Origin of the sequence: Pseudoalteromonas sp. MMG013, from assembly GCF_018100885.1 — a bacterium.
Lineage (GTDB): Bacteria > Pseudomonadota > Gammaproteobacteria > Enterobacterales > Alteromonadaceae > Pseudoalteromonas > Pseudoalteromonas aurantia.
The window spans coordinates 104561-128513 of sequence record NZ_JAGJEE010000008.1 but is presented as its reverse complement, the minus strand read 5'-3'; the positions used below and the strand labels follow the sequence as shown (position 1 = coordinate 128513).

The window sequence follows — 23953 nt, the reverse complement described above, 5'->3', positions numbered from 1 at the left end:
ATAACAATATTAAGTATAACTGGAGAGAGCCGTGCAGAGTAAGTTACCGGATCTTGAAATAAGTATTTTTAGTAAAATGACAGGGTTGGCTAACCAGTATTCAGCCATTAATTTGTCTCAAGGTTTTCCCGAGTTTGATACCCCTGAATTATTAAAAGCGAAACTAGCGGATTATAGTGCACAGGGGTTTAATCAATATTCGCCTTCGCCAGGTATAAAGCCACTGCAACTGCAAATAGGTGAATTGGTGAAGCGGCGTTATCATACAAAGATAGATGCTGAGCAGATGGTAACCATTACGTCAGGGGCAACGGAAGCACTATTTGTTGCAATTCAAACGATTATACATCCAGGTGATGAAGTGATCGTCTTTGACCCTGCTTACGATTCTTACCAACCTGCCATTGAGTTAGCAGGAGGTAAAGCGGTACATGTGGCAACACATGCGCCGGATTATGCAATTGATTGGTCACAGGTACATCAGCTCATGAGTGAAAAAACTCGTGCAATAGTGATTAATACCCCCCATAACCCGAGTGCTAAAACACTCAAGTTGGCAGATCTCACCCAGTTGAAAAAGCTGGTTATGCAATATGAACTTTATCTGATAAGTGATGAAGTATATGAGCATATTACCTTTGATAATCAGCCTCATTTGAGTGTGTTACGTGATCCTGAGTTGTTAAGTCGCAGTTTTGTGGTCTCTAGCTTTGGCAAGACGTTCCATTGTACTGGTTGGAAAATGGGCTACTGTATTGCACCTACGCACTTAACGGATGAATTTAGAAAAATTCATCAGTATGTGACGTTTTCAAGCTTTACGCCTGCACAATTGGCTTTAACCGATATGCTCGCGGAGCAAGGTCAACATGTTGATGAATTGGCCCAGTTTTATCAAATAAAACGAGACTGTTTAATCGATGCCTTATCAACCAGTCGCTTTCGTGTGCTGCCAAGTGAAGGGACGTATTTTTTATTACTGGATTACAGTGAAATCTCCTCATTAGATGATGTGGCATTTTGTGAGTATTTAGTGAAAGAAGTGGGGGTAGCTGCAATACCTCTGAGCGTATTTTATGCACAGGGGTCGTCAGACAAAGTGATCCGACTGTGTTTTGCAAAAGAAACGGCTACGTTATTAATCGCAGCGGAGAAACTATGTCAATTATAAATGATTCAAAGGGCACTGAATTACGAGTTGCGGTGGTACAACATGATATTGTTTGGTTACAGCCACAAATGAATTTTACCGCTTTGCAGGCGCTATTAACAGAAAGTTTAAGTGAACCAAAAAACAAGGTTGATTTAATTTTATTGCCAGAGACTTTTGCAACGGGTTTCGCGGTTGATGAAGGGATCAGCGAACCAAAAGGCGGACCTATACTGCAGTGGCTAATTCAGTGTGCTCAGCACTGTCAAGCGGTGGTTGCGGGGTCTGTATTAGTACAAATGGGTGCCAAGCAGGTAAATCGGCTTTATTGGGTAAAACCAGATGGTACTGTGATGCATTATGATAAGCGGCATTTGTTTCGATTGGGTAACGAAGGAGACTATGTCGAAGCGGGACAAGCGAGACAAGTTTTTACTATTAACGGCTTTAGAATATTACCCCAAGTGTGTTACGACTTGCGGTTTCCTGTATTCCAACGTAATAGGAATGACTACGATGTTATGGTTAATGTCGCAAACTGGCCTGCAGCACGGCGTCATGTTTGGGATACATTATTGATGGCCAGAGCAATGGAAAATCAATGTTATGTCTTGGGTTGTAATCGAGTTGGTGTAGATGGTAATCAAGTTGCCCACAGTGGGGGCAGTGCTGCATATAATTTTAAGGGGGAAGCTATTATGCAATTACCAGATAATCAGACTGCGGTCGCATTCGTTCACTTAGTGAAAAACCAGTTAGAAGCATTTAGGGCAGCTTTCCCTGCCCATTTAGATGCCGACGAATTTAAGTTGAGTTAGCGATTATATTGATGGATGAGTAATTGCGTATTGTCTGCACTTTGCTTACTTAACGAGAAGTAACCTAACAAGCGGCGCATTTGATTTGCTTGATCAGCCATCTGTTTCGCTGCCGCCATTGTTTCTTCAGTTATCGCTGAATTTTCTTGAATTAAATCAGTCAGTCGTTGCACAACCAAGTCAACTTCTTTAATTGCTTGTTGTTGTGTGATCGTTGATTGGTTTATTTTGACAATGGTGTTATTAACTTTGGAAACCGCGTCGACAATTTGTTCGAGTTTATGACCAGAGCTATTTGCCATATCGGTGCTTTGGTCTACTTTTTGATTACTATTAGCAATGATGTTTTTGATCTGCTTGGCTGATGCTGCGCTTCGCCCAGCAAGCTCTCGGACTTCGTTAGCAACAACTGCGAACCCTCTTCCATGTTCACCAGCTCGAGCGGCTTCAACTGCCGCGTTCAAAGCCAATAAATTGGTTTGAAACGCGAGACCATCGATGACCGACACAATTTCATTGATGTCTTTACTTGCGCCATTGACTTCTTCTATTGCTATGACGGTTTCTTTTGAAAGCTCACCACCTTCTAGTGCTATATTTTGGGCATCGTTTGATAGTTCTACGGCATTACCCGATTGTTTGGCTACAGCCGTTATTTCACTGAGAATGTGGCCTGTACTCGCACTGGCTTCTTCCAAATTAGCGGCTTGCTCTTCTGTTCTGGCACTAATTTCAGTATTACTGGCAGCAATCTCTCCTGCACTTTGCGATACGTGGCTTGCTGATAACTGTATGCCCTCTATCACTTCGGTTAACTTACTGATAGTGGTATTGACATCCTGTTTTAGTACTAAGAAAACGCCATCATAATTGCCTGAAATAGAGTCGGTTAGCTTGCCCTGAGACACAGCACTGAGTACATGCGTCACTTCACTTATTGCATCAGAAATTGTAGTAATAGACGTATTTACATCTTCTTTAAGTTGTTGCAGTTGTCCTTGTAGCGGCGATTGTATCTTTAAGTTGAAATTGCCTTTGCACATTGCTGCCATCACCGCGGCGAGTTCTTCAATAACTTGGTTTAAATTACCGACAGAGTTATTTATATCGGATTTTAGGGTATCAAGTTGGCCTGGCATAGCCGAGGTGATTGTGCGGTCAAAGCGACCGTGGCTAATTGCCATCATGACTGAAGAAATTTCACTCACTGCTTTATCAAGGCCGTGAATAGAGGTATTTATATCGTCTTTAAGTTGCCCTAACTGACCTTGAGCTGGGCACTGTACACTTTGTTTAAAGTCACCTTTACTCATTGCAGCCATTATTGTACTAATGTCTTTGATGATAACTGCGAGGTTGTCGACACTGACGTTTACATTATCTTTTAGAGCATTGAGCTGACCTTCTAATGGGATATCAATACGTTGTGAGAAGTCGCCTTGGCGAATAGCGCCCATCACTGTACTTATTTCATCAATGGCACCTGACACGCTGAAAATAGAGTTATTTACGCAATCTTTTAACTGACCGAGTTTTCCTTGCGCATCAATAGAGACGCGTCCATTAAAGTCACCATGCTCGACATTTTCCATAACAGACACAATGGCATTCATAGTGCCGTTGAGAGAATGCAATGATTGGTTTACATTCGATTTTAGTTTATCTAAATCGCCTGACATAGGTGCAGTGAGTTGCAAGTCAAATTGTCCGATTGACATGGCTTTAATAACTTGATTTATTTCGCCAATCGCAATATCTAAGCTATTTGCACAATGATTGGTTGCTTGCTTTAATGTTTCTAACTCCCCTTTGCACTGGACTTTAATTCGTTTTGAAAAACGTCCAGATGCCATTTCATTCATGACTAAGTTTGTTTCTGAAATTGATTGCTGAAGTTCATTTAATAGAGAATTAAAGGCAAGCGCAGATTGCCCAATTTCATCTTTTGAAGCGATGGGGGCACGAATAGAAAAATCGCCTTCTTGTTCAACTCTGCGCATCGTATTAACTAAAGCATGTGCTGGCCGAGTTAACGTACGCGCAAAGAGAAATGCAATAACCACGATGACGGCAATCGTGAATACAAGTACGACTATGAGCAAATTACGTAATCGTGTGACGGCATCAAATGCTTCTGCTTTGTCTATTTCAGCAAGCAATGCCCAGTCTGATCCTAACACATCTATGGGCATGAAAGCGGAAAGTACAGGTTGTCCGTTGTAATCGGTGATCAGCTTCTGACCATGCTCTCCTGCGATGGCGCGTTGGAACCCTTCAGTATTTATAGCGCCTTTACTTGGGTATTTAAATGAGTTTATTACTGAGTGATTTTCAGGGTCTAAATAGGAATCTGAACGCATTAACCCATCACGCCCGACTAAGTAAGTTTCACCACTTTCACCGAGCCCTTCTCTTTCCGTCATGATGTCATTCAGCGCATCAATTGATAATTGAAAAATGAGTGTAGATTGTGCATGCCCAGTGTTGATGAGCGGTGCTGCAATAAAGCTTGCTGGGGCATTGTATGAGGGGAGGTACTGTTGATAGTCGACAAAAGCATACTGTTCGGGGGTATTCAACGAGCGGGCTTTTTGAAATACAGCAGCAAGGTTACTATTTGCATAAGGCCCTGTGAGCAGCGATGTGGCAAAATCGAGTTCTTTGTATACAGAATAGACGATGTTACCCGTTTCGTTATCCACAATAAAAATATCGTAGAAATGATTGATTTCAGCAACTTTCAAAAAGTATTCATGATGACGTTGGTGGGTCATATCATAATCATCATCATGGTCGGTTTTTACCAATTTTGATTTTTCGCCAAGTGCAAATGGGTTGTCTGCAATATAGCGTTGTTGCAGCATAAGCCCTTCAGCACTGATACTATCAATTAAGTTATCTGGTAACGTTGCACTCGGGTTTTCAGTATTAAATTTAGTCGTGAATTCATTCTGATAAAATTGCGTTAAAGTGTCAGGAATAATAACGGTGCCATCAAGTGTACTAAATGCATAAATGAATTCACGGGCTGCGGTTTGTGCGTATGGGTTGTGTGCAAGCGCACTCATTTTATTTTTTACGGCTTTAAAGTGGCGTTCAACGGCGCTTTTTTTGATTTCCCCAACCGCCCCAAGTTGTGAATAGGCTTGTTGCTGAAGTGCGTCTGTGGCGTGATATAGCGCCATAGAAATAACAACGGCAATGGGAGCAAGTGCAACCAATAAGAATGCAATAATAAGCTTTTTGGTCAGGTCTAAAGATTGATAAATCGCATTGATACTGGCCATTGCGCACTCCTTGTTCTCGTTATTTTTGTTGATACAAAATGTATCTTTGCAGCAAAGTGTAGAACAGTTCTCGTTTACGTCTAGTGAAAGCACACAAAATTTGTGCCTAATTTCGCAAATAGCGTCTTTTTTAAATGGCATAAAAAAACCACCAATCGGTGGCTTTTTATTTTCAGAAACAATTAATTAGTGTTTCCAATGATACTTGTGTGCTTTTTCTTCCATGTACATTTGTGTGGCAGGATGCATCTGTGTTTTAGTGCCTCCTTCAAAGAAAAACGGTGCGCGTTTAGTATCGTAGTTACCGACTTCATTCATCGTTGCCGAATCATAAATACGCCCATTGATAACCGTATATGCCACGTTTTCTGATTGACGAATATTGCTTAACACATCTCCCTCGATGATAGCTAAGTCGGCAAGTTTGCCTTTTTCGATAGTCCCAATGTCATGATCCATACCAAGGTATTTTGCACCATCAATGGTACCACTTCGTAGCGCTTCCCAAGCGGTGAAACCGCCTTGGGCCATTGACCAAAGTTCCCAATGCGCTGCTAAACCTTCACGCTGGCCGTGAGCGCCAATATGAACGGTGACACCTTCGTCACGCAATTGTTTTGCAACTTCAGCTGTCAGTATGTGGTTATATAATCTTTCAGGCGCTTGGCCTGGTCGAATAGACCGAGGTCTGACAATATAATCCGGTACGAAGCTCATTAAGCGCTCATTTTCCCATACATTAGTATGTTCGTAGAAGTAGTCTTCCCCTTTAATTCCGCCATAAGCCACCACAAAAGTGGGTGTAAATCCAACATCTGTTTGCCCCCACATTTGTTCAATATCAGAATAAATATGAGGAATAGGTAAGGCGTGTTCTACACCTGTATGTCCATCCACAATCATATTCATATTGTGCTGGAACTTAGATCCCCCTTCAGGCACAACCATAATTTCCATGTTCTTAGCGGCTTCAAGCACTTGCTGACGCGTTTCACGGCGAGGGTGGTTATAGCTTTTCACTGAGATAGCCCCGGCATCTTTTAAGCGCTTCACATGGAACTCCGCTTCTTCTAAGTTGCTAATTGGCGTTTTATACCCAGGCGCATTACCGGCATAAAGAATTCTGCCTACAGAGTAAATACGTGGGGCAAGTGTTTTACCTGCTTTGGCCAGCTCAGCCATTGAGAATACTTCAGATGAATTATTGGAAGGGTCGTGAATCGTTGTGACACCGAAGCTCAAGTTTGAGTATTGATTCCAGTTTTGTTTTGGCTGCAAGTCATGGCTTCCGTAACTGCCATGGGCATGAGCATCGACGAGCCCAGGGACAACCGTTTTACCAGTGATATCCAGGGTTTTTGCACCGCTTGGAATCGTGACTTCACCTTGCTTACCGACCGCAACAATGCGGTTTTCTTTGATAACAACAACCCCATTTTCGATGATTTCCTGCTGCTTATCAGCATCACGCATCGTGACTATGGTACCGCCGACGAGTGCCAGTGTACCCTGAGGTTTATCTGCTTTTTGTGTAAAACTGAGATCAATACCTTGGGCCGTTAATTCTTTGGCTTTTATGTCTTCGCCCGTTAAGAATGCGAAAGTATCAGTGAGTTTTCTCTGATATAAATTTGGGCCGAATGCCCAAGTAAGCGCGCTACTGTCACTTATCCAATTTAGGTAATCGCCGGAATACTTAGACACTTGCTTAACAGGGAAGGATTTGGTTCCTTTGTTAATAGATAGGGTTTTACCCGTGCTGGTAAATGGAGCAACAAAGGTATTAAAGTGTTCAATGAAGGCAACGTATTGGCCATTTGGAGAAACTTTAAAATCGAAAATGTAATCGCCTTTAAAATGGCTGCGCTCTTTTTGCCCATTGAGGTTAACACTTTTGAGTTCTCGGTCAGTATCACCTGCAACAGAGAAGAAAATACGGTCTGACTCAGCACCAAAGTGTGGGTTATCACCGGATTTAACAACGCGTTTTGTTTTACCGCCTTTACTTGGAATAAGGTAAATTCCAGGTGACATAGACCAGTCACCATTTAAAAGGTAACCACCGGTTACTTTCTTATATAAAATATGCTTGCCGTCAGGTGAAAAGCTCGGTGAAATATAATGTCCCGGTTGCTTGGTTATTACTTTACCTTTTCCGCCTTTCGCTGAAATAACGCGAATGGAACCTAGCGTTTTATCATCCCATGCGGTGTATACAATCGATTGACCATCGCGTGAATAACTTGGATAAAACTCGAAGTGATCGGTTTGTTTTGTAAGGCGCCTGACTTTACCTGATTCTATATCTTTGACGTATAGATAACCTAATGCTTGGAAAAGTGCCGTTTCACCATTTGGTGATAATTGTGACCAACGAGCCATTTTTATTTTGAAACTATCAGGAGCAACATCAACCGCAAAACGTAATGCAGGTGTAATTTGTTTTTCTGCTACGATTCGAGTGGGTATGACCTGTGCTTCTTTAGATTGAATATCTACCGTTCTAAATACACCGCCAGCCCAAAACACCAGCGCTTTGCCATCAGGCGTATATGCAAAAGAAGGGGTATTACCATGTGCTCCATTTGCTTCTTGTAAATCTCTGTCTAAGCCCGCATAAATTTCTGTTTCGATCCCAGATTCCAGATTTTTAACATATAACGCACTCGCCATGGCTTTACCATCATCAACACGTTTTACGAACGCAATAGATTTACCGTCAGGGCTTGGTGTCGGGCGAATGGCTCCTCCTGCGCCTTTGACAATCGTTTCTTCTTCTGCGGTTGCTAAATCCCAGCTACGGATTTCAAACACTGTCCCAAGTGCATTTTTATTGTATTGCCAACTTACACCAGCGGTGCCATCAACAGAGTAATATATTTTTTTCCCGTCAGTTGAGAACGCAGGCTCTGCGATATTTTTCTGAGATTTAGCACCATGTAAACGCTCGCGAACGATCACGCCTTTACCACCACTGATATGGTACATACGAATTGAGCCACCAGGGATAGTGCGGCCTGTCACTTGACCTTGCTTTACGGCAATATATTGTCCGTCAGGTGCCCATGCTGGGTTGTGAACGATATTATTCGTTTCTTTTGACACTTGTCGCTTATTCTCGCCATTGATATCCATTACCCACAGGTTATCGCCACCTGCACGGTCAGAAATAAAAGCAATCTTGCTGCCATCTGGAGAGAATTTAGGTTGGATATTCCACCCCATATCATTCGTTACCGCGGTTGCTTTCCCACCGCTGATAGGCATGATGTATATATCACCGAGCATATCAAAGACAATGTGCTTACCATCAGGGCTAACATCTAAGTTGCTCCATGTGGTTTGATTGGTGTCAATGGTGATTGTTTGCTTTTCGCCCGGAGTATTTAATACATCCCAAGTATCTGTTTTACGTTCTTGTGCTGCTGGGGCAGTAGTATTTGTGGTATCCGCTAAGCTCGGTAGGCTTGTGCCTAGAATCGCGAGGCTGATTGCGGCCGTCAGTGGTTTTTTGAAAAATGCCATTGTGAATTCCATATTATCGTTATTGGTCGGTTTAATACGCAGCATTAAACCTTTAATAGTAGTGAGAATGACTAAATTTGGCTGTTATGTCGATTATGCGCGATAAACGGTAAGAAAATACCGTTAAACAGCGGGTAAATCATGCGTATTACCATGGTTATGTTAGTCGCTACAAACTAGTTCAAGGTATTTCTTCTTACAAAATCAAGGTACGCTTCTAAACTCTGCTGCCATAATGCCATTGCTTGAGTAAGCTCGGTATCACTTGATTTTCTTTCAAGTAAACGTCGTTCAATTTTCTTTAACAGTAAACCATATCGATTAAACCCAAGCTGCATTGCGGTACTTGATTGTCGATGAAGTAACCGTATGCATTGTTCACTATCTTGTGAAAGCATTTGTTGAATATGTATGAGCTTATTTCGCGCAGACAGCACAAATTCATTATAGATAGAAGAGACTTCGTCGTCGCTAAAGCTACTTTTTAGTGAACTAACCGCCGTTTCATCATAAAGTGTATCGGTGAGTTCCACACTCATACTTGGTTTCTGTGCGGACTGTGAGTCGTTTAATTTTTGTCGCAGTTTTTCCTGCTTAATGGGTTTGCCGACAATGTCTTTTATTCCAAGCGCTAAATACTCTTTGACTTCATCAGGACTTAAACTGGCGGTGAAAGCAAGGAACGGAGTGCGTTGGTTTTTGTGCTCAATTGTTTGCAGTCGACGGAGCACCTCTTGGCCAGTGAAATCGGGTAAGTTCATATCAAGCAACACCACATCAAATTGATGTTGTGTCAGTAACTCAATCGCGCTGGCGCCATCGGTTGCGAGCTTTACCTTATGCTCGTCAGTTGCCATAAACTCAATGGCAATCTTCTGATTCAAATCTAAATCTTCTACCAAAAGTATGTTTAGACCTGTAATGCAATCTGTATTATGGTGGCGTTGCTCAACAAGGCTAAGTTCGCCGACGGTTAAAGGTATATCAAAGCTAAAAGAGCTGCCTTTATTGAGTTCACTGAGAATATCGAGTTTACTGTCGAGTCTATCTAATAATCGACTGGTTATTGCTAACCCTAACCCTGTACCACCTTTGATTTTACCGGCGCTACTTTGCACATAGGGTTCGGTTAATTTACTAATGTCTTCCTCATCAATACCTGGCCCTGAATCTATCACGCTAAAGCGGACAATATGCGACATATGCGCTTCTTCAAGTAATTCTACACGGATTTTGACACACCCTTTATCGGTAAATTTAATAGCATTACCTACTAAGTTTATAATTATTTGGCGGAGTTTTTGTTGATCGCAATAATAGCAAGCTTGTTCAGGAAGCTCGTAAATGAGCTCAAAGCTGAGTTTCTTTTGTTCGGCTAATGGGCTTAATAGTAAACAGAGGTTATTGAGCCAACTTTTGAGTTCAACATCTTCTTCGTAAAGGGACTCATCACTTTGATCTAAACTTGCGTAATCGAGCACTTTATCAATGAGTAAGTTAAGAGATGCTGCTGAATTGACGATGGCTTCGCAGTACGCTTTGTTGCGGTGGTTTGTGGTTCGGTTTAAAACCAATTGAGCACTGCCTAAAATCCCATTGAGCGGTGTGCGGATCTCATGACTGATAGTGGACAGAAATAGCCCTCTGATCTCGAGATCTTTTTTGGCTTTTTCAGTAAGCTGATTTAAGTGATCTTCACGGCGTTCATTACATAAAAGGGCCATGCCAGTGGCATAAAAAATAGGGGCTAATACCCCGTTAACAAACAACGTAATAACAAACCAATTGTCTTCAAGAAGTGTAAAAGTAGTGACCTCTCCCATCAATACAGTACGGGCTAAAAAAGCGCTTAAAACTAGCGTTAGTACGATACCGTATACAATAGTACCATTGGGATAAAGTGGGCGAGCAAAACGCAAGAATAGATATAATAAGAAGATTGCTTCGCAAATATGCTGCAGGTCAGACACGAAGATACGACAGCGTAAATCATCATCCACGGCACTAAAGTACACGAGTGCGGCAAGTAAAAAGGCTGTGACGATAAGAAATAGTCTTAGCTCCCAGCCTTTATAGTTCAGAAACTGACAGATGGCGAGGCAGTGAATAATGGATGCGGCAAATAAGAGCGTATTAGCGAGGCCGATGGTTTGCCATGACTCGATATCGCTATGGATAAAAAACCCAATTATGGCGGCAAATAAAACCATGGGATAAAATATGTACAGCAAGGTGCCTGGTGTACTTTTATTCGTCCGCCAAGTCAAAAAATTAAGTAGGGTCATCATTGCCATCATTATGGCACTAGTAAAATACAGTGTTTTAGGGTCGAACATTCTTGTTATTGTTTTGAAGGTTTGTGGTTAAGGATAGAGACTGTACGGGGCGGAGTAAAGAAACAAAAACAGCCGCATATAGCGGCTGTAATTTTAACACTCGTATTTAGCGAATTTCATCAGGTATATTTTGCTGAGCCCAAGAGAGTAACTCAATACGGTTGCGGCACTTGGTTTTTCTAAATGCGCTATATAAATGTGTCTTAACGGTGTGCGGACTGATATTGAGATCTTCAGCTATCTCTTTATTTTTAGCCCCCTTACTCATCAATGAAATAATTGCTTTTTCGCGTTTGGTGAGTTTAACGGGCTCAATATCACCTTCAGTTAACTTGTGCAGCGCATCTTTGTTAAACTGTAACATACGATTAAGCGCATTACACATGATCTCGCGGCGATACCAAAGCTGGTCTTCCATTAGGAGACGAATACCTTTCATTAATACATCCGCGTTATCAGTGGTATAAAAAACACCACGGATCCCACTTAGTAATGCACGATTGGCAAGCTCAGGATTCTCGTCCAAGTTAAATAGTATGATATCGCAACTTACTTTCAGCCTGACTAATTGTTCTTTTAATTTATTCCAAGCATCATTGGTTGCGGTTTCTATAAATAATAGGCGTGTACCTTCAGGCACATCTGCTATATCGGTACCTGTGGTTACATCTAGTCCTTGCGTTTTAAGCAATGGCTGTAAAACGTTAATTCCTATGGTGTTAATAGGCTCTTTATCTAATAACAAAAAGGCAGAACTGCTCATTTTTGGTAACACTCTTATTCCAACTGATGATTCAATGCTAACACGTGACTCAGACCTTTTGTATTAGAATTTTCATCAAGCGATAGATAGTTTTGCTATATGTAATCGACATATAACGCTATGAATACAAATGAATTACATCACTCAAACTATAACTTTATGATATAGCTGGCTTTTCATGTTTTCGAAATAATAACTTACTTGTTTACATTCCTTAACAGGGAATATTTTAAAGTAGTTCTTTTTTCGTATTTGTGTATGGTGGCCACCCCAATGCTTTACCTGCCAAGACATGTAAATGAATGTGGTATACGCTTTGTCCACCATCTTCGTTGCAGTTCATGACGACACGATATCCGTCTTCGGCAAACCCATGTTCCTTAGCTAGTTTAGCAGCTACGACATATAAATGGCCGACTAAGTGTGAATTTTGTTCAGTGACATCGTTGATTGTTGCAATTTTCGTTTTTGGAATTACAAGTACATGAAATGGCGCTTGCGGACTGATATCTCTAAATGCCAACGTGTATTCATCTTCATATAAAATATCGGCTGGAATTTCCTTGTTAATAATTTTGTCAAAAATAGTACTATTGCTCATTGATAATCCTTAATAAAATGTGTTATTCGTGACTTAGCAGAGAATTTAAAAATTACGGTGTACACTAATGACAAAGTTTAGGCAAACTGTCAAATAGCCAACTGTAAATATACGTAAATAAGGAAACCGTGATATGAGAATAAAAAGCTACGTATGCATCTTACTTTTTTCTACTTTTTTAAAAGATGGCCATGCAGCAACCATTCAGTTCAATGAGGAGCTACTGCCGCTACAGGTTAATAATGATGTTATCGAACACTCATTGTTTAGTAAGGTTACGGAATTAGAACTCGCACCAGGACAATATGCACTGAAGCTCCAATATAGTGATTTATATGAGCTTGATTATGATGAACACGAAGTGGTGGACTCAGACGCATTCTGGATAGAATTGAATGTAACAGAACAAGGGGTATATCAGGTCACATTTGAGCGGGCTGAAGACGTTGATGCCGCAAAAATATTTGCTAAAAACCCTGTCGTGCGCATTGTTACTCCGCATGCGAAAACACAGCTTGCCGTGAAGCTCAATGGCTTAGCGCAGTCAAGCATGATAGCCGCAATGCCTGCACAACATAGTCATGACAAAAAAAGTGCTGCGTCTACTAAACCACAACCCAAAGCCAGACTGACTACACCGTCATTGGGTTCGCAAAAGCCGGTGCAGGGCGTTTCTCACCCTGATGCGGCAACGATGCTCGATTTTTGGTGGCAACAAGCAAGTTCAGGGCAGCGCGCGGCATTTTTAGAAAAAATAAAAAAGGGCCGGTAACGGCCCTTATCAATTTGTGTACTCAGTGGGTATTACTTTGCAAAAATAGCATCAATAGTGCCTTGAGCAAGCGGGTGATAACCTGGACGGGCCGCTGTATATACTTTATGTGCCCATTCCCGCTTTCCATTCTTTACAAGTGCTTTATACAGAGGAACTATCAGTTTACGACGTCCGATCCCTGATAAATGCTCATCAAGTGCAGGGTAAATTGCTTTATAGCCATTGCCTACACCTAACATATACCACGCAAAAGCGCGTTCGGCATTGGTGGATGTCGTTAAGTTAAATGCACTATCAAGTTCAGCCATGCGATCTAGGCTTAAATCTCTAGGTAAGTTATTGATGAAATGCAACCATTCATGCACAGTCCAACTACTTGTTGGTAAATCATTGACGGTACCTTCTCCTTTTAGCCATGCCGTAGAAAGTTTATCGACATTAATGAATGCATCTGAAGTTGGGTTTGGCGCATCAACAGGTAGACCTGGTTGATGGATCCATTCATTGGCTTTTTCTAAGCTGACAATACCTGGGTATTTTTGTAACAGGTGAGTATTTAAGTAAACCTTAAATTCAGCTGTTGTTAATGACTTAAATGAGTATTTACTAAAGTAGCCTTTGACAAATTCGTCAAATTTGGCCCGACCAAACTTCTCTTCAAGATAGATTAAAAATAATTGCCCTTTTGTATAGGGTACAGAGCTAAATGCATCATCTGGATCTCGACCATTGAGTTTTAGGTTCAGACGCGTATCAGGCGCGGCGATGTTTTTTAACTGAGCTCTTAGGCCTGCGATATCTAATGCCTGCTCCATTACTGCACGTTCACGGCCGAATACTTCTTCCATGATACGGTTTTCAACATAAGAGGTGAAACCTTCGTTTAACCAGAGGTCTTCCCAAGTGGCGTTTGTTACAAGGTTGCCAGACCAAGAGTGTGCCAGCTCATGTGCGATTAAATTAACGAGGCTTTTATCACCTGCCACAACCGTTGGTGTAATGAATGAAAGACGTGGATTTTCCATGCCACCAAATGGAAAGCTAGGAGGTAACATCAGTAAGTCATAGCGCCCCCATGCGTATTCACCGTACATGACATTTGTTTTATCGATCATCGCTTGTGTATCATCAAACTCAGCAACTGACGCATCTAAGATTTGTGGCTCCGCAAAAATGGCTGTTTGATGAGACATTTCTTTATATTCAAGGTTGCCTGCGCCAATAGCGATAAGGTACGGAGGAATGGCTTGTGGCATGTCAAACCAATAATCACCATCTTTAATAAATGCCCCAGAGTTATCAGCGCTCATGACCGCACGGACGTCTTTTGGCGTGTTGATACGTGCTGAGTAAGTGACACGCATTGCAGGTGTGTCTTGCACAGGGATCCAGCTGCGCGCGTGAATTGCTTGTGATTGACTGTACATAAATGGGTGAGTTTTACTGGCGGTTTGTACAGGCGTTAGCCATTGTAGACCAGATGCTTTTGGTAAGCTGTTGTAATAAATGCGCGCTTTTTTAGCTTGTGTATTAAAGGTAATGGTTAGTTTGGCACCTTTTACGCTATCACGTTTTGCTAGGGTGAACGTCGCTTTATGCCATTGACCATTACCATCTAAATACATGATTTTATCAATTTCGAGATCGCGCGTATCAAGTACCAAGGTACGCGCTTGGCTATTACGCCAATCAAGAGTGTGTTCGACGAAGCCTTCCAGCTGTTTGTCATCAAAATCAACATCTAGATCTAAATGCAAGTGGGTACTGATAACATCTTTTAGATTGGCGTAAGTATGTTCATCAACAGCTTGGGTTGCCAATGCTGAGTGAGAGAGGCCAGCAAATACGAAGCTGGTAGCTAAGGCAGAAAGTTTCATAGGATCCTTGCTCATTATTGTTGTAATAAATTAATGTGAAAAGTGAACGATAAGCTTATGTTATACCATGCTGAATAGGAAAGTCACATATGGATGCGCCCAGCGAACCAATGGGGTAAACTATTTAATATTACTAGTTAAGGTTTAGGGCACGTACGTGCAAGCATTACAGTCACTTCATACTTTTGCTTTACCGCATCATTGTCGACGAATTATTGAGATAGACAATGCAGAACAATTGCGCTCACTGGACTTCACTGAACCATTCTGTGTATTAGGGGAGGGAAGTAATACCATTTTTATTACTGACTTCGCAGGGTGTGTGATTAAAATGTCAAATAAAGGCATACTGATCGATGAAATGGATACCCATTGGAAGGTGTCGCTTGCTGCGGGCGAAAATTGGCATGCAGTGGTAACTCATCTGCTAGATAAAGGGATTGCAGGGCTCGAAAATTTGGTGCTGATCCCAGGTACGGTTGGTGCTGCACCGATACAAAACATTGGTGCATATGGCGTAGAGCTGGCGCAGTTTGTTGATTTTGTCGAGGGCTACCATATATCACAGGCCAAGTTTGAACGACTCAGTAACACCCAGTGTCAATTCGGTTATCGGGATTCGATTTTTAAACATGCACTTAAAAATCAATTTGTGATCACGCGTGTTGGGTTGTGTCTTCCTAAATGTTGGCAGCCAACACTCAGTTATGGGCCTCTACAAACGCTTGATCCGGACAAGATAACAGCACGGCAGGTTTGTGACACAGTGATAGCGATACGGCAAAGTAAGTTGCCAGATCCACACGTGTTAGCGAATTCAGGGAGTTTTTTTAAAAACCCTATTGTTGCAAATACTCAGTACCGACAACTATTGGCATGTTATCCATCAATGCCTGCGTATCCTGCGGGTAATGATAGTCATAAGTTAGCAGCCGGGTGGCTGATAGAACAATCAGGCCTCAAAGGATATACAGTCGCAGGTGTGCGAGTATATGAAAAACAGGCCTTGGTGCTTGTCAATGAAGGGCACAGCTCAGGGACTGTATTGTGTCAGGTTATTCAGCATATTCAAAAGTGTGTGAATGATAAGTTCGCAGTGCGGTTAGAGCATGAAGTTAGGTTAATTGGCAATGATGGCGAAGTGACGATTGTGGAGTCAAACAATGAATAATGCACCGCAAGGTAATAAATTGGCAATTCTACATGCGTTAAATCAAGGGGGATTTATTTCCGGTCAACTCCTAGCGACACAATTAGGGATTAGTCGAGCTGCTATTTCTAAGCATATAAAGTCATTGCAAGAAATGGGCATTGATATTTTTTCACTCAATGGAAAAGGTTACTGCTTAAACGAAAGTCTGCCGCTATTAAATCCTCAAAATATTGTGGCGAGTTTGCAGCGTTTAAGTTGCCAAAATAGCGTTGAAGTACAGCCGATCATTGATTCTACCAATAGTGAGTTAATGCGCCGTATTCAACAAGGGGAGGCGTTGGACTCGGGACAAGTACTTGTGGCAGAAATGCAGCAAGCGGGTCGAGGACGCCGTGGTCGAGTGTGGCAATCTCCCTTTGGTGCCAATTTGTATTATAGTTACTATTGGCGTTTAGATGATGGTTTACAAGCCGCGATGGGCGTCTCAATTGCAGTTGGCTTGGCAGTTTATGATGCCATCGAAGCGTTATATGGCTTATCAGTTGAGCTTAAGTGGCCCAATGATATTTATTTAAATGGTCGTAAATTAGCAGGCGTACTTGTGGAGCTTGAAGGCCAAGTAGAAGGGCCATGCCACTTAGTAATTGGCATAGGCATTAATTTACAAATGCCTGAGAACGCTTCCAAAGGGATTGATCAGCCTTGGACTGATTTGGCTTCGCACACTCATAGCTTGGATAAAAATGTGTTAGTTGCTCAACTAACACACAGTTTGGCACAGCGATTGTCACTGTATGAAAAGTCAGGTTTAACCGCCATGGTAGAACAATGGAATAAGGTCAATGCTTTTGCAAATGAAATGGTGACTTTATCAACCGGTATGCGCACATGGCGTGGGATATGTGAAGGTATTGACCCTCAAGGTGGTATTGTCTTGCGTCAAGATGGAGAGTTGAAAAGTTATTATGGTGGAGAAATATCATTACGTAAGGATGAAGCGTGAGATTACTGATTGATGTAGGTAATACGGCAGTTAAGGTCGGTATACAGCAACAAGGGAAAATAACGCGAATTGATGAAGTTGACATCCCTTGGCAACACATTGAAGAAATTGTTGTGGCTCAGGTCGGTAGTTCTAATTTGCTCAGAGCAATAGAGCTAAAAGCACAACAGCATGGTATTGAACTGAGACATGCCTGTGTTAGTCCTGAGCTTGGGGCTATAAAGTGCGCATATAAACAATACCAAAATCTAGGTATTGATCGATGGTTAACGGTCATTGCAGCGCATTATTTATATGATAGTAAAGATTGTGTAATTATTGATTCTGGCACGGCCACTAAAGTGGATGTGGTGACTCGTGCGGGGGGGCATCTAGGCGGGTGGATTTTGCCCGGATTGGATATGATGATTGCCAGTTTACTTGCTAATACAGAGAAAGTTTTTAGTGATGATGTTAGTGCCTTTGAGCAAAGCCTAGGCTTAAACACACCCAATGCAGTTAAAAATGGGGCGTTGGTTGCGACATTAGGTGCGGTTTACTCAGGCATAGCGCGTTTGCCATGCGATTTTAGTCAGGTGCAAGTTATTTTTGCTGGTGGATATGGTGAATTATTACAACAGCATTTTGATAAGCCAAGTGTGTTTGTCGATGACTTAGTGCTTCGAGGACTCAATTATTGGTCTGATTTTGTTCGTTAACTGCTGTTTTTTAGCGTTTTTGCCGTAATAATGAGCATTCAATCAAAAAACTTTGATTTTTTTTGATTTTACACTTGCATCACCCCGAACCTTGCTCTAGAATCCTGCCCCGTACTAAAGCAGTGCCGACTTAGCTCAGTTGGTAGAGCAACTGACTTGTAATCAGTAGGTCATCCGTTCGACTCGGATAGTCGGCACCATTTTCTACACTCTTATGTAGAAGCTTTAGACAAAGAATTGTTTCGTGGAGGGGTTCCCGAGCGGCCAAAGGGATCAGACTGTAAATCTGACGGCACTGCCTTCGCTGGTTCGAATCCAGCCCCCTCCACCACTTTATTCTTGACGGTTAGAGGTAGTTAAGAAAACAGTTTGCTAAAGCGGGCATCGTATAATGGCTATTACCTCAGCCTTCCAAGCTGATGATGTGGGTTCGATTCCCACTGCCCGCTCCAGTTTTCTGGTGTTGCTGATATAGCTCAGTTGGTAGAGCGCACCCTTGGTAAGGGTGAGGTCGGCAGTTCAAATCTGCCTATCAGCACCAGGCTGCTGAATCTTCTCAAACGCTTCCTTTGATTTGTCCTAAAATATTCATTTATTGAAAAATTCTAATCCGCATTTTGTGGATTGTTTTTATATGTAATCTAGACACATAAACGATAGGTTCCGTCATGGCAAAAGAAAAGTTTGAACGCGTAAAACCGCACGTAAACGTTGGTACAATTGGCCACGTTGACCACGGTAAAACTACCCTAACTGCAGCAATCACTAACGTACTTGCAAAAGTATACGGTGGTGAAGCAAAAGACTTCGCAGCAATCGATAACGCTCCAGAAGAGCGTGAGCGTGGTATCACAATCTCAACGTCTCACGTTGAGTACGATACACCGACTCGTCACTACGCACACGTAGATTGTCCAGGACACGCGGATTATGTTAAAAACATGATCACAGGTGCTGCACAAATGGACGGCGCAATCCTAGTAGTTGCTGCAACTGACGGCCCTATGCCACAAACACGTGAGCACATCCTACTTTCTCGTCAGGTTGGCGTACCTTACATCATCGTATTCATGAACAAATGTGACATGGTTGATGACGAAGAGCTACTTGAGCTAGTAGAGATGGAAGTTCGTGAACTTCTTTCTGAGTATGACTTCCCAGGTGATGACTTACCACTAATCGCAGGTTCAGCGCTTAAGGCGTTAGAAGGCGAGAAAGAGTGGGAAGACAAGATTGTAGAGCTTGCAGAAGCACTAGATTCTTACATTCCAGAGCCAGAGCGTGACATCGATAAGCCATTCATCATGCCTATCGAAGACGTATTCTCAATCCAGGGTCGTGGTACAGTAGTAACTGGCCGTGTTGAAGCTGGTATTGTAAACGTGAACGACGAAGTTGAAATCGTAGGTATGAAAGAAACTACGAAGACAACTTGTACGGGTGTAGAGATGTTCCGTAAGCTTCTAGACGAAGGTCGTGCGGGTGAGAACATTGGTGCACTTCTACGTGGTACTAAGCGTGAAGACGTTGAGCGTGGTCAAGTACTAGCGAAGCCTGGTTCAATCACTCCACACACGAAGTTCACTTCAGAAGTATACGTACTTTCGAAAGATGAAGGTGGTCGTCATACTCCATTCTTCAAAGGTTACCGTCCACAGTTCTACTTCCGTACAACTGACGTAACAGGTAACGTTGAGTTACCAGAAGGCGTAGAAATGGTAATGCCAGGTGATAACATCAAGATGACTGTAGACCTAATCGTACCAATCGCGATGGACGAAGGTTTACGCTTCGCTATCCGTGAAGGTGGTCGTACAGTTGGTGCAGGTGTTGTTGCAACTATCGTTGAGTAATATCGACCATAGTTAATGCATAAGCATTCATAAGAAACCCAAGCTTAGGCTTGGGTTTTTTTATGCTTGAACTGTTTTTATGGGCGATTTAGTTTCTTGATTTTAATCCAAATACTTTCCGCTTCGGCACTCAAAAATGCATAGCTTTTAATATCGCCACGTCGCTGGGCATGCATTGCTTCTTCAAGTTTTTTGTCATACCGCTTTCTCAGTGCCTTTTGTGGATCAGATTTAAACACTCCAAACATGGACCTACTCCTATAAACAAGACCATATACCTACGCTTTGTCGAAGCGATTCGATCGACTGTTTATCAAATAAATAGGCAAATAACATAAATAGTAACAAATAAGTATTGACCTAAATCTAACTTGAGGTTTTATCTTACGTGCTACTAAATTGAAAACGATAGGTTTTATAATGGAAAAATGTGATGCGTTATATATACAGCAATATTTGGCACAGCTTGACTTAGCGGGTGATTTAACGGGATTAGCATTGGTTGGTGCGCTACAAGCTCGGCATTTAGCTGAGTTTAGTTTTAGTAGTATTAACGCGATGTCTGACACATTGTTGCCACTGGATGAAGAACTGCTATTTGATCGTCTCATTAGTCAGCATCAAGGCGGGTACTGTTTTGAACACAATAAAGTGGCTGGGGTGGCATTATCGGCATTGGGATTTGAAGTGCGGCCTGTGTTAGCGCGAGTCATGTTAAATGGAGCAAAAACAAACCCAAGAACACACCGTTTGACGCTTTTAACATTTGAAGACAATGAATACTTGGTGGATGTCGGGTTTGGGGTGAACACGCCAATTATACCTTTGTCGATTAATCGTAATAATGTGATGAGACAAGAAAACAACGAATACGAAATCAAGCGCACTGAAAATGCTGTTACAGTCAAAATGCTTGCACCAGAACCCATTTCATTATATGAAGTTGATTTGTCAATCGTGTATGAAGGCGACTGTGATGTTGCGCACTTCTATAGTCACCAACATCCAAATGCAGGGTTTGTAAACAACCTTGTTGTGTCGCGCATTGAACAGGGGGAGCGTTATTTAATTCGTAATAACAGTTATATATACTGCAATGAAAATACTGCTGAACATAGTGAGCAAGTCATAGATAATGCCGGGCAACTCCACACACTGTTGACTGAGCAGTTTAAGTTAAAAATCAATGCCAAAAAAACAGAACAGGTGTTCAAAAAAATGCGCAATATGGTGGAGAAAGGCCTCAAGTAAAGGCGTAGATTTTGACCAAAAACTAAGGTAGAGTCTTGGCATATTAACTATCGATGATAGAAAACCAAAAGGATTGTGGAGCGATATGCGTAAACCGTTATATATTCTGACCTTAGCTCTGTGTTTGTCAGCATGCACGAGCTTAGTAGAAAAAGGCGATAAGCTGTATAAACAAGGACTTTACCAACAAGCCGCAGAGTTATATGAGCAAGCATTAGGTGAAGACTCTGAAGATATCAAAGCAAGACAGGGCCTTGCAGTTGCACGGAATAAAATTATAGACCGAGGGTTAATTGAAGTAAGAATGCTACGTCTTGCTAGCAACTTTACCGGTGCCGCGCAAAAGTTAGAAACCATTTTGCGAAATCAGTCTCTCTGGAATTTACAAACGTATGGCGCTCAAGCTGCGACTCAAAGTGAAGAGCTCGGTCATATGCAAGTATGGCTGCGTCGTGAAGCTGAGAACTTAGCGCATGCTCAACAGCCAGATCGCTTTCGTTGGTTCGAAAGCCAATACGCTTATTTATTGAATAATGCTCAGATCACGTCTGAATTATCGCGTTATCGGTCAATTTTGGCTAAAGATGGTAAAGCACGGTGTTTGTCTCTCGCGGAGCATGTATATGGTCAACGTTTTTTCTTAAGGCAGTTTGTCCATAAATATTGCCTAGCTTGGCAGCAACCTGTTTCTTTACAGCTTGATAATTATGATCAAAGTCGCTTTAGAAACGTGAAGATCCGGGAAAATTTAAAGCTAGGTACATATGACAGTACCGCACAACGCTATTTAGTTGAAAATACAACAGCTCAGCTACGTAATGTCTTTCAAGCAAGCTTATGGTACACATCACAAGCCAAACAAACGGCACGCTTTGAATTTAACACAGATATTAGTTACGAGCGTCAAGCGCGTCATAGCCAGCAAGAAAAGCGTTATATGGTAACTGAATATAGAGTGGACCCAGCTGATCAGGAAAAGCGTGTTGAGGTCGACATTGAACGTGTTTATATTTACCCAGTTACAGAGTATCAAGAATATTACTCAGCACGTTTGGGATATGAAGGCCTAATTTCTGGACAAATGTTAAGCCATCAGCAGTCGAGCAGTGAAGTGAATAGTACTAAAAGCCACTCAGCAAACTTTAAAGAAGCTGATTTAGAGCCGTTAGTTGCACAATTTTTAAATCTTACCGATTTACTAAAAAGTCAGTTGGATCCCATTCAAGAAAAATTTGAGGAAGATCTTAATGCCCTTTGGCATCGACAGTATTGCCAACATTCTGCCGCTGAGTCTGTTGCTGAAAATGCCCTGCGCTGCGGTAAGGTTGACCCTCAAGAAGATTTTGTGAATCACTGGTTTAGACAAGAGTTTGGTGTTGATTATCGAGCAATGAAATCACTTTACGCATTATAGAGATATAGTGCGAATGACAAAAAGGCACCAACAGGTGCCTTTTTTGTTAATACAGGCAGCTATTTTGGTACTACTGGCTTTCTAACCGAGAAACGATAAAGTAGGGGTTTAAATAACTGTCTTTTTGATTATAGGTTAATGGGGAGCCATCAATTTGAGTAATAGTTGCTCCTGCAATGGCCGAAACAGCATGGCCTGCACCAGTATCCCATTCGCTCGTAGGGCCTAAACGAGGGTAAATGTCAGCGCTACCTTCTGCTACTAGGCAAAGCTTAAGTGAACTACCTTTAGGGATCATCTCCACGTCTTCGAACTGCGCTAAGTAAGCTGCTAAATCAGGGGATGGATGCGAGCGAGAGCCAACCACGTTGATCCTACCTATGTTTGCTTTTTTAGTTACCTTGAGTTCGATACGGGCCTCACCACATTCTTTAAATGCTCCAATCGCATCTGCAGCTAAATAGCTTAGGTTGAGTGCTGGCGCATGAACGACACCTAAAACAGGCTTTCCATCTTTGATTAATGCAATATTAACGGTGAATTCACCATTTTTCTTAATAAACTCTTTAGTTCCATCAATCGGATCCACGAGCCAGTATTCATCCCAAGTTTGACGAGTTGCCCATGGGATATGTGCACTTTCTTCACTGAGAATCGGGGTGCTGGGGGTCAACTTCTGTAACCCTGCAACAATGACTTTATGTGCGGCGATGTCAGCTTCTGTAACTGGGCTTTCATCTGCTTTATAATCAATCGCGAAGTCTTTCGCGTAGATAGACATTATCGCTTCACCTGCCATACGGCTTAGATGCAAAATTTCTTCGAGCAGGTCAGTTTGGTTCATGACTTATCCTATAATGTTTCTTTCTTTTAGATACGCTATCAGTTGAAGTACTGATTGGTCTAGCGAATTTTTACTGGTATCTAAAATGACTTCAGGCTTGAGTGGAATTTGATAGTCAGAATCAATACCTGTGAAGTGCTTGATTTCTCCTGCTCGGGCCTTTTTATATAGCCCTTTTGGGTCTCGTTGCTCACAGATATCAAGTGGGGTATCTAAAAACACTTCGATAAACTCACCATCATCAAGTAAATCACGCACCATGTCTCGTTCCGCTTGAAAAGGGGATATAAAAGCAGTGAGTACCACTAAACCAGCATCGGCCATAAGTTTGCTTAATTCACCAACACGGCGAATGTTTTCAATCCGATCGACGTCATTGAATCCCAAATCTTTACATAACCCATGGCGAACATTATCACCATCGAGTAAGTAAGTATGAATGCCTTGCTGATGTAAAGCACTTTCGAGTGCGCCCGCTACAGTACTTTTTCCAGAGCCAGAAAAACCAGTAAACCATAAAACACAAGGTTTATGACCTTTGTGCTCGTTACGCTGTGCTTTATCAACAGCATAGTTATGCCAAACTACATTTTCGTCCATTATAT

Annotated in this window: 18 protein-coding genes and 4 tRNA genes; 13 read left to right on the top strand and 9 right to left on the bottom strand. The window is 42.0% G+C overall.

Annotation, left to right across the window (positions count from 1 at the left end):
- Positions 1-76: 76 nt before the first annotated feature.
- Together J8L98_RS10525 and J8L98_RS10520 are read left to right on the top strand one after the other, a co-directional pair.
- Positions 77-1171, top strand: coding sequence for a methionine aminotransferase (locus J8L98_RS10525; protein WP_247682513.1), 1095 nt, complete (start codon positions 77-79; stop codon positions 1169-1171).
- Positions 1159-1968 carry an amidohydrolase gene (locus J8L98_RS10520; protein ID WP_210996358.1) on the top strand — a complete coding sequence of 270 codons (810 nt, stop codon included), beginning with the start codon at positions 1159-1161 and terminating at the stop codon, positions 1966-1968. Before J8L98_RS10525 ends, J8L98_RS10520 begins: the two co-directional genes overlap by 13 nt.
- Here the strand turns inward: J8L98_RS10520 and J8L98_RS10515 are convergent.
- From J8L98_RS10515 to J8L98_RS10495, 5 genes are all read right to left on the bottom strand, one after another.
- Entirely contained in the window at positions 1965-5255 is a 3291-nt protein-coding gene (locus tag J8L98_RS10515; protein ID WP_210996357.1) for a methyl-accepting chemotaxis protein, read from the bottom strand. The two genes, J8L98_RS10520 and J8L98_RS10515, sit on opposite strands and share 4 nt — an antisense overlap.
- A gap of 186 nt (positions 5256-5441) precedes the next feature.
- Positions 5442-8780 carry an amidohydrolase family protein gene (locus tag J8L98_RS10510; protein WP_210996356.1) on the bottom strand — a complete coding sequence of 1113 codons (3339 nt, stop codon included), beginning with the start codon at positions 8778-8780 and terminating at the stop codon, positions 5442-5444.
- A gap of 176 nt (positions 8781-8956) precedes the next feature.
- The gene (locus J8L98_RS10505) at positions 8957-11116 is read right to left on the bottom strand and encodes an ATP-binding protein (protein WP_210996355.1); all 2160 of its coding nucleotides are present in this window, start codon (positions 11114-11116) and stop codon (positions 8957-8959) included.
- Between the two features lie 106 nt (positions 11117-11222).
- Positions 11223-11879, bottom strand: coding sequence for a response regulator transcription factor (locus tag J8L98_RS10500; RefSeq protein ID WP_192509057.1), 657 nt, complete (start codon positions 11877-11879; stop codon positions 11223-11225).
- Between the two features lie 229 nt (positions 11880-12108).
- Complete coding sequence (locus tag J8L98_RS10495; protein WP_210996354.1) at positions 12109-12480, bottom strand: histidine triad nucleotide-binding protein; 372 nt, start codon at positions 12478-12480, stop codon at positions 12109-12111.
- Between the two features lie 133 nt (positions 12481-12613).
- On the opposite strand from J8L98_RS10495, the gene J8L98_RS10490 reads away from it, so the two are divergent.
- Positions 12614-13252, top strand: a complete 639-nt coding sequence (locus tag J8L98_RS10490) for a DUF2057 family protein (RefSeq protein ID WP_210996353.1) — start codon at positions 12614-12616, stop codon at positions 13250-13252.
- A 32-nt stretch (positions 13253-13284) separates the two neighbouring features.
- On the opposite strand, the gene J8L98_RS10485 is transcribed toward J8L98_RS10490, so the two are convergent.
- Entirely contained in the window at positions 13285-15132 is a 1848-nt protein-coding gene (locus tag J8L98_RS10485) for a M1 family metallopeptidase (RefSeq protein WP_210996352.1), read from the bottom strand.
- Positions 15133-15289: 157 nt separating this feature from the next.
- Here J8L98_RS10485 and murB point away from each other — a divergent pair, with 157 nt between their 5' ends.
- From murB to tuf, 8 genes are all read left to right on the top strand, one after another.
- A complete protein-coding gene (gene murB / locus J8L98_RS10480) occupies positions 15290-16303 on the top strand; it encodes a UDP-N-acetylmuramate dehydrogenase (RefSeq protein ID WP_210996351.1) in 1014 nt (337 codons plus the stop codon).
- Positions 16296-17288: a bifunctional biotin--[acetyl-CoA-carboxylase] ligase/biotin operon repressor BirA gene (gene birA / locus J8L98_RS10475; protein ID WP_192509052.1), complete on the top strand. Its 993-nt coding sequence runs from the start codon at positions 16296-16298 to the stop codon at positions 17286-17288. The genes murB and birA overlap by 8 nt, the downstream gene beginning before the upstream one ends.
- A complete protein-coding gene (locus J8L98_RS10470; protein ID WP_210996350.1) occupies positions 17285-17986 on the top strand; it encodes a type III pantothenate kinase in 702 nt (233 codons plus the stop codon). Before birA ends, J8L98_RS10470 begins: the two co-directional genes overlap by 4 nt.
- A 124-nt stretch (positions 17987-18110) precedes the next feature.
- A tRNA-Thr gene (locus J8L98_RS10465) sits at positions 18111-18186 on the top strand.
- A 46-nt stretch (positions 18187-18232) separates the two neighbouring features.
- Positions 18233-18317 (top strand) — tRNA-Tyr (locus tag J8L98_RS10460).
- Positions 18318-18363: 46 nt separating this feature from the next.
- Positions 18364-18438: transfer RNA gene (locus J8L98_RS10455), tRNA-Gly, on the top strand.
- A 13-nt stretch (positions 18439-18451) separates the two neighbouring features.
- Positions 18452-18527 (top strand) — tRNA-Thr (locus J8L98_RS10450).
- Between the two features lie 127 nt (positions 18528-18654).
- Complete coding sequence (gene tuf / locus J8L98_RS10445; protein WP_192509034.1) at positions 18655-19839, top strand: elongation factor Tu; 1185 nt, start codon at positions 18655-18657, stop codon at positions 19837-19839.
- Positions 19840-19916: 77 nt separating this feature from the next.
- Here tuf and J8L98_RS10440 read toward each other — a convergent pair whose 3' ends face one another.
- Positions 19917-20087 (bottom strand): DUF6435 family protein, encoded by a 171-nt coding sequence (locus tag J8L98_RS10440; RefSeq protein ID WP_192509050.1) that lies wholly within the window; start codon positions 20085-20087, stop codon positions 19917-19919.
- A gap of 172 nt (positions 20088-20259) precedes the next feature.
- On the opposite strand from J8L98_RS10440, the gene J8L98_RS10435 reads away from it, so the two are divergent.
- Positions 20260-21090: an arylamine N-acetyltransferase gene (locus J8L98_RS10435; protein ID WP_210996349.1), complete on the top strand. Its 831-nt coding sequence runs from the start codon at positions 20260-20262 to the stop codon at positions 21088-21090.
- 85 nt (positions 21091-21175) lie between these two features.
- A complete protein-coding gene (locus tag J8L98_RS10430; protein WP_210996348.1) occupies positions 21176-22504 on the top strand; it encodes a hypothetical protein in 1329 nt (442 codons plus the stop codon).
- 70 nt (positions 22505-22574) lie between these two features.
- Here J8L98_RS10430 and cysQ read toward each other — a convergent pair whose 3' ends face one another.
- Positions 22575-23348, bottom strand: coding sequence for a 3'(2'),5'-bisphosphate nucleotidase CysQ (cysQ, locus tag J8L98_RS10425; protein WP_210996347.1), 774 nt, complete (start codon positions 23346-23348; stop codon positions 22575-22577).
- A 3-nt stretch (positions 23349-23351) separates the two neighbouring features.
- Positions 23352-23948 (bottom strand): adenylyl-sulfate kinase, encoded by a 597-nt coding sequence (gene cysC / locus J8L98_RS10420; protein ID WP_210996346.1) that lies wholly within the window; start codon positions 23946-23948, stop codon positions 23352-23354.
- Between the last annotated feature and the right edge of the window lie 5 nt (positions 23949-23953).

Excerpts from the sequence above, each read along its gene's own strand:
- J8L98_RS10490 (WP_210996353.1), top strand. The coding sequence starts at position 12,614 with ATGAGAATAAAAAGCTACGTATGCATCTTACTTTTTTCTACTTTTTTA.
- J8L98_RS10495 (WP_210996354.1), bottom strand. The coding sequence starts at position 12,480 with ATGAGCAATAGTACTATTTTTGACAAAATTATTAACAAGGAAATTCCA.
- J8L98_RS10525 (WP_247682513.1), top strand. The coding sequence starts at position 77 with ATGACAGGGTTGGCTAACCAGTATTCAGCCATTAATTTGTCTCAAGGT.
- J8L98_RS10500 (WP_192509057.1), bottom strand. The coding sequence starts at position 11,879 with ATGAGCAGTTCTGCCTTTTTGTTATTAGATAAAGAGCCTATTAACACC.
- J8L98_RS10510 (WP_210996356.1), bottom strand. The coding sequence starts at position 8,780 with ATGGCATTTTTCAAAAAACCACTGACGGCCGCAATCAGCCTCGCGATT.
- J8L98_RS10515 (WP_210996357.1), bottom strand. The coding sequence starts at position 5,255 with ATGGCCAGTATCAATGCGATTTATCAATCTTTAGACCTGACCAAAAAG.
- birA (WP_192509052.1), top strand. The coding sequence starts at position 16,296 with ATGAATAATGCACCGCAAGGTAATAAATTGGCAATTCTACATGCGTTA.
- J8L98_RS10440 (WP_192509050.1), bottom strand. The coding sequence starts at position 20,087 with ATGTTTGGAGTGTTTAAATCTGATCCACAAAAGGCACTGAGAAAGCGG.
- J8L98_RS10485 (WP_210996352.1), bottom strand. The coding sequence starts at position 15,132 with ATGAAACTTTCTGCCTTAGCTACCAGCTTCGTATTTGCTGGCCTCTCT.
- J8L98_RS10520 (WP_210996358.1), top strand. The coding sequence starts at position 1,159 with ATGTCAATTATAAATGATTCAAAGGGCACTGAATTACGAGTTGCGGTG.
- cysQ (WP_210996347.1), bottom strand. The coding sequence starts at position 23,348 with ATGAACCAAACTGACCTGCTCGAAGAAATTTTGCATCTAAGCCGTATG.
- tuf (WP_192509034.1), top strand. The coding sequence starts at position 18,655 with ATGGCAAAAGAAAAGTTTGAACGCGTAAAACCGCACGTAAACGTTGGT.
- J8L98_RS10430 (WP_210996348.1), top strand. The coding sequence starts at position 21,176 with ATGCGTAAACCGTTATATATTCTGACCTTAGCTCTGTGTTTGTCAGCA.
- J8L98_RS10505 (WP_210996355.1), bottom strand. The coding sequence starts at position 11,116 with ATGTTCGACCCTAAAACACTGTATTTTACTAGTGCCATAATGATGGCA.
- cysC (WP_210996346.1), bottom strand. The coding sequence starts at position 23,948 with ATGGACGAAAATGTAGTTTGGCATAACTATGCTGTTGATAAAGCACAG.
- J8L98_RS10435 (WP_210996349.1), top strand. The coding sequence starts at position 20,260 with ATGGAAAAATGTGATGCGTTATATATACAGCAATATTTGGCACAGCTT.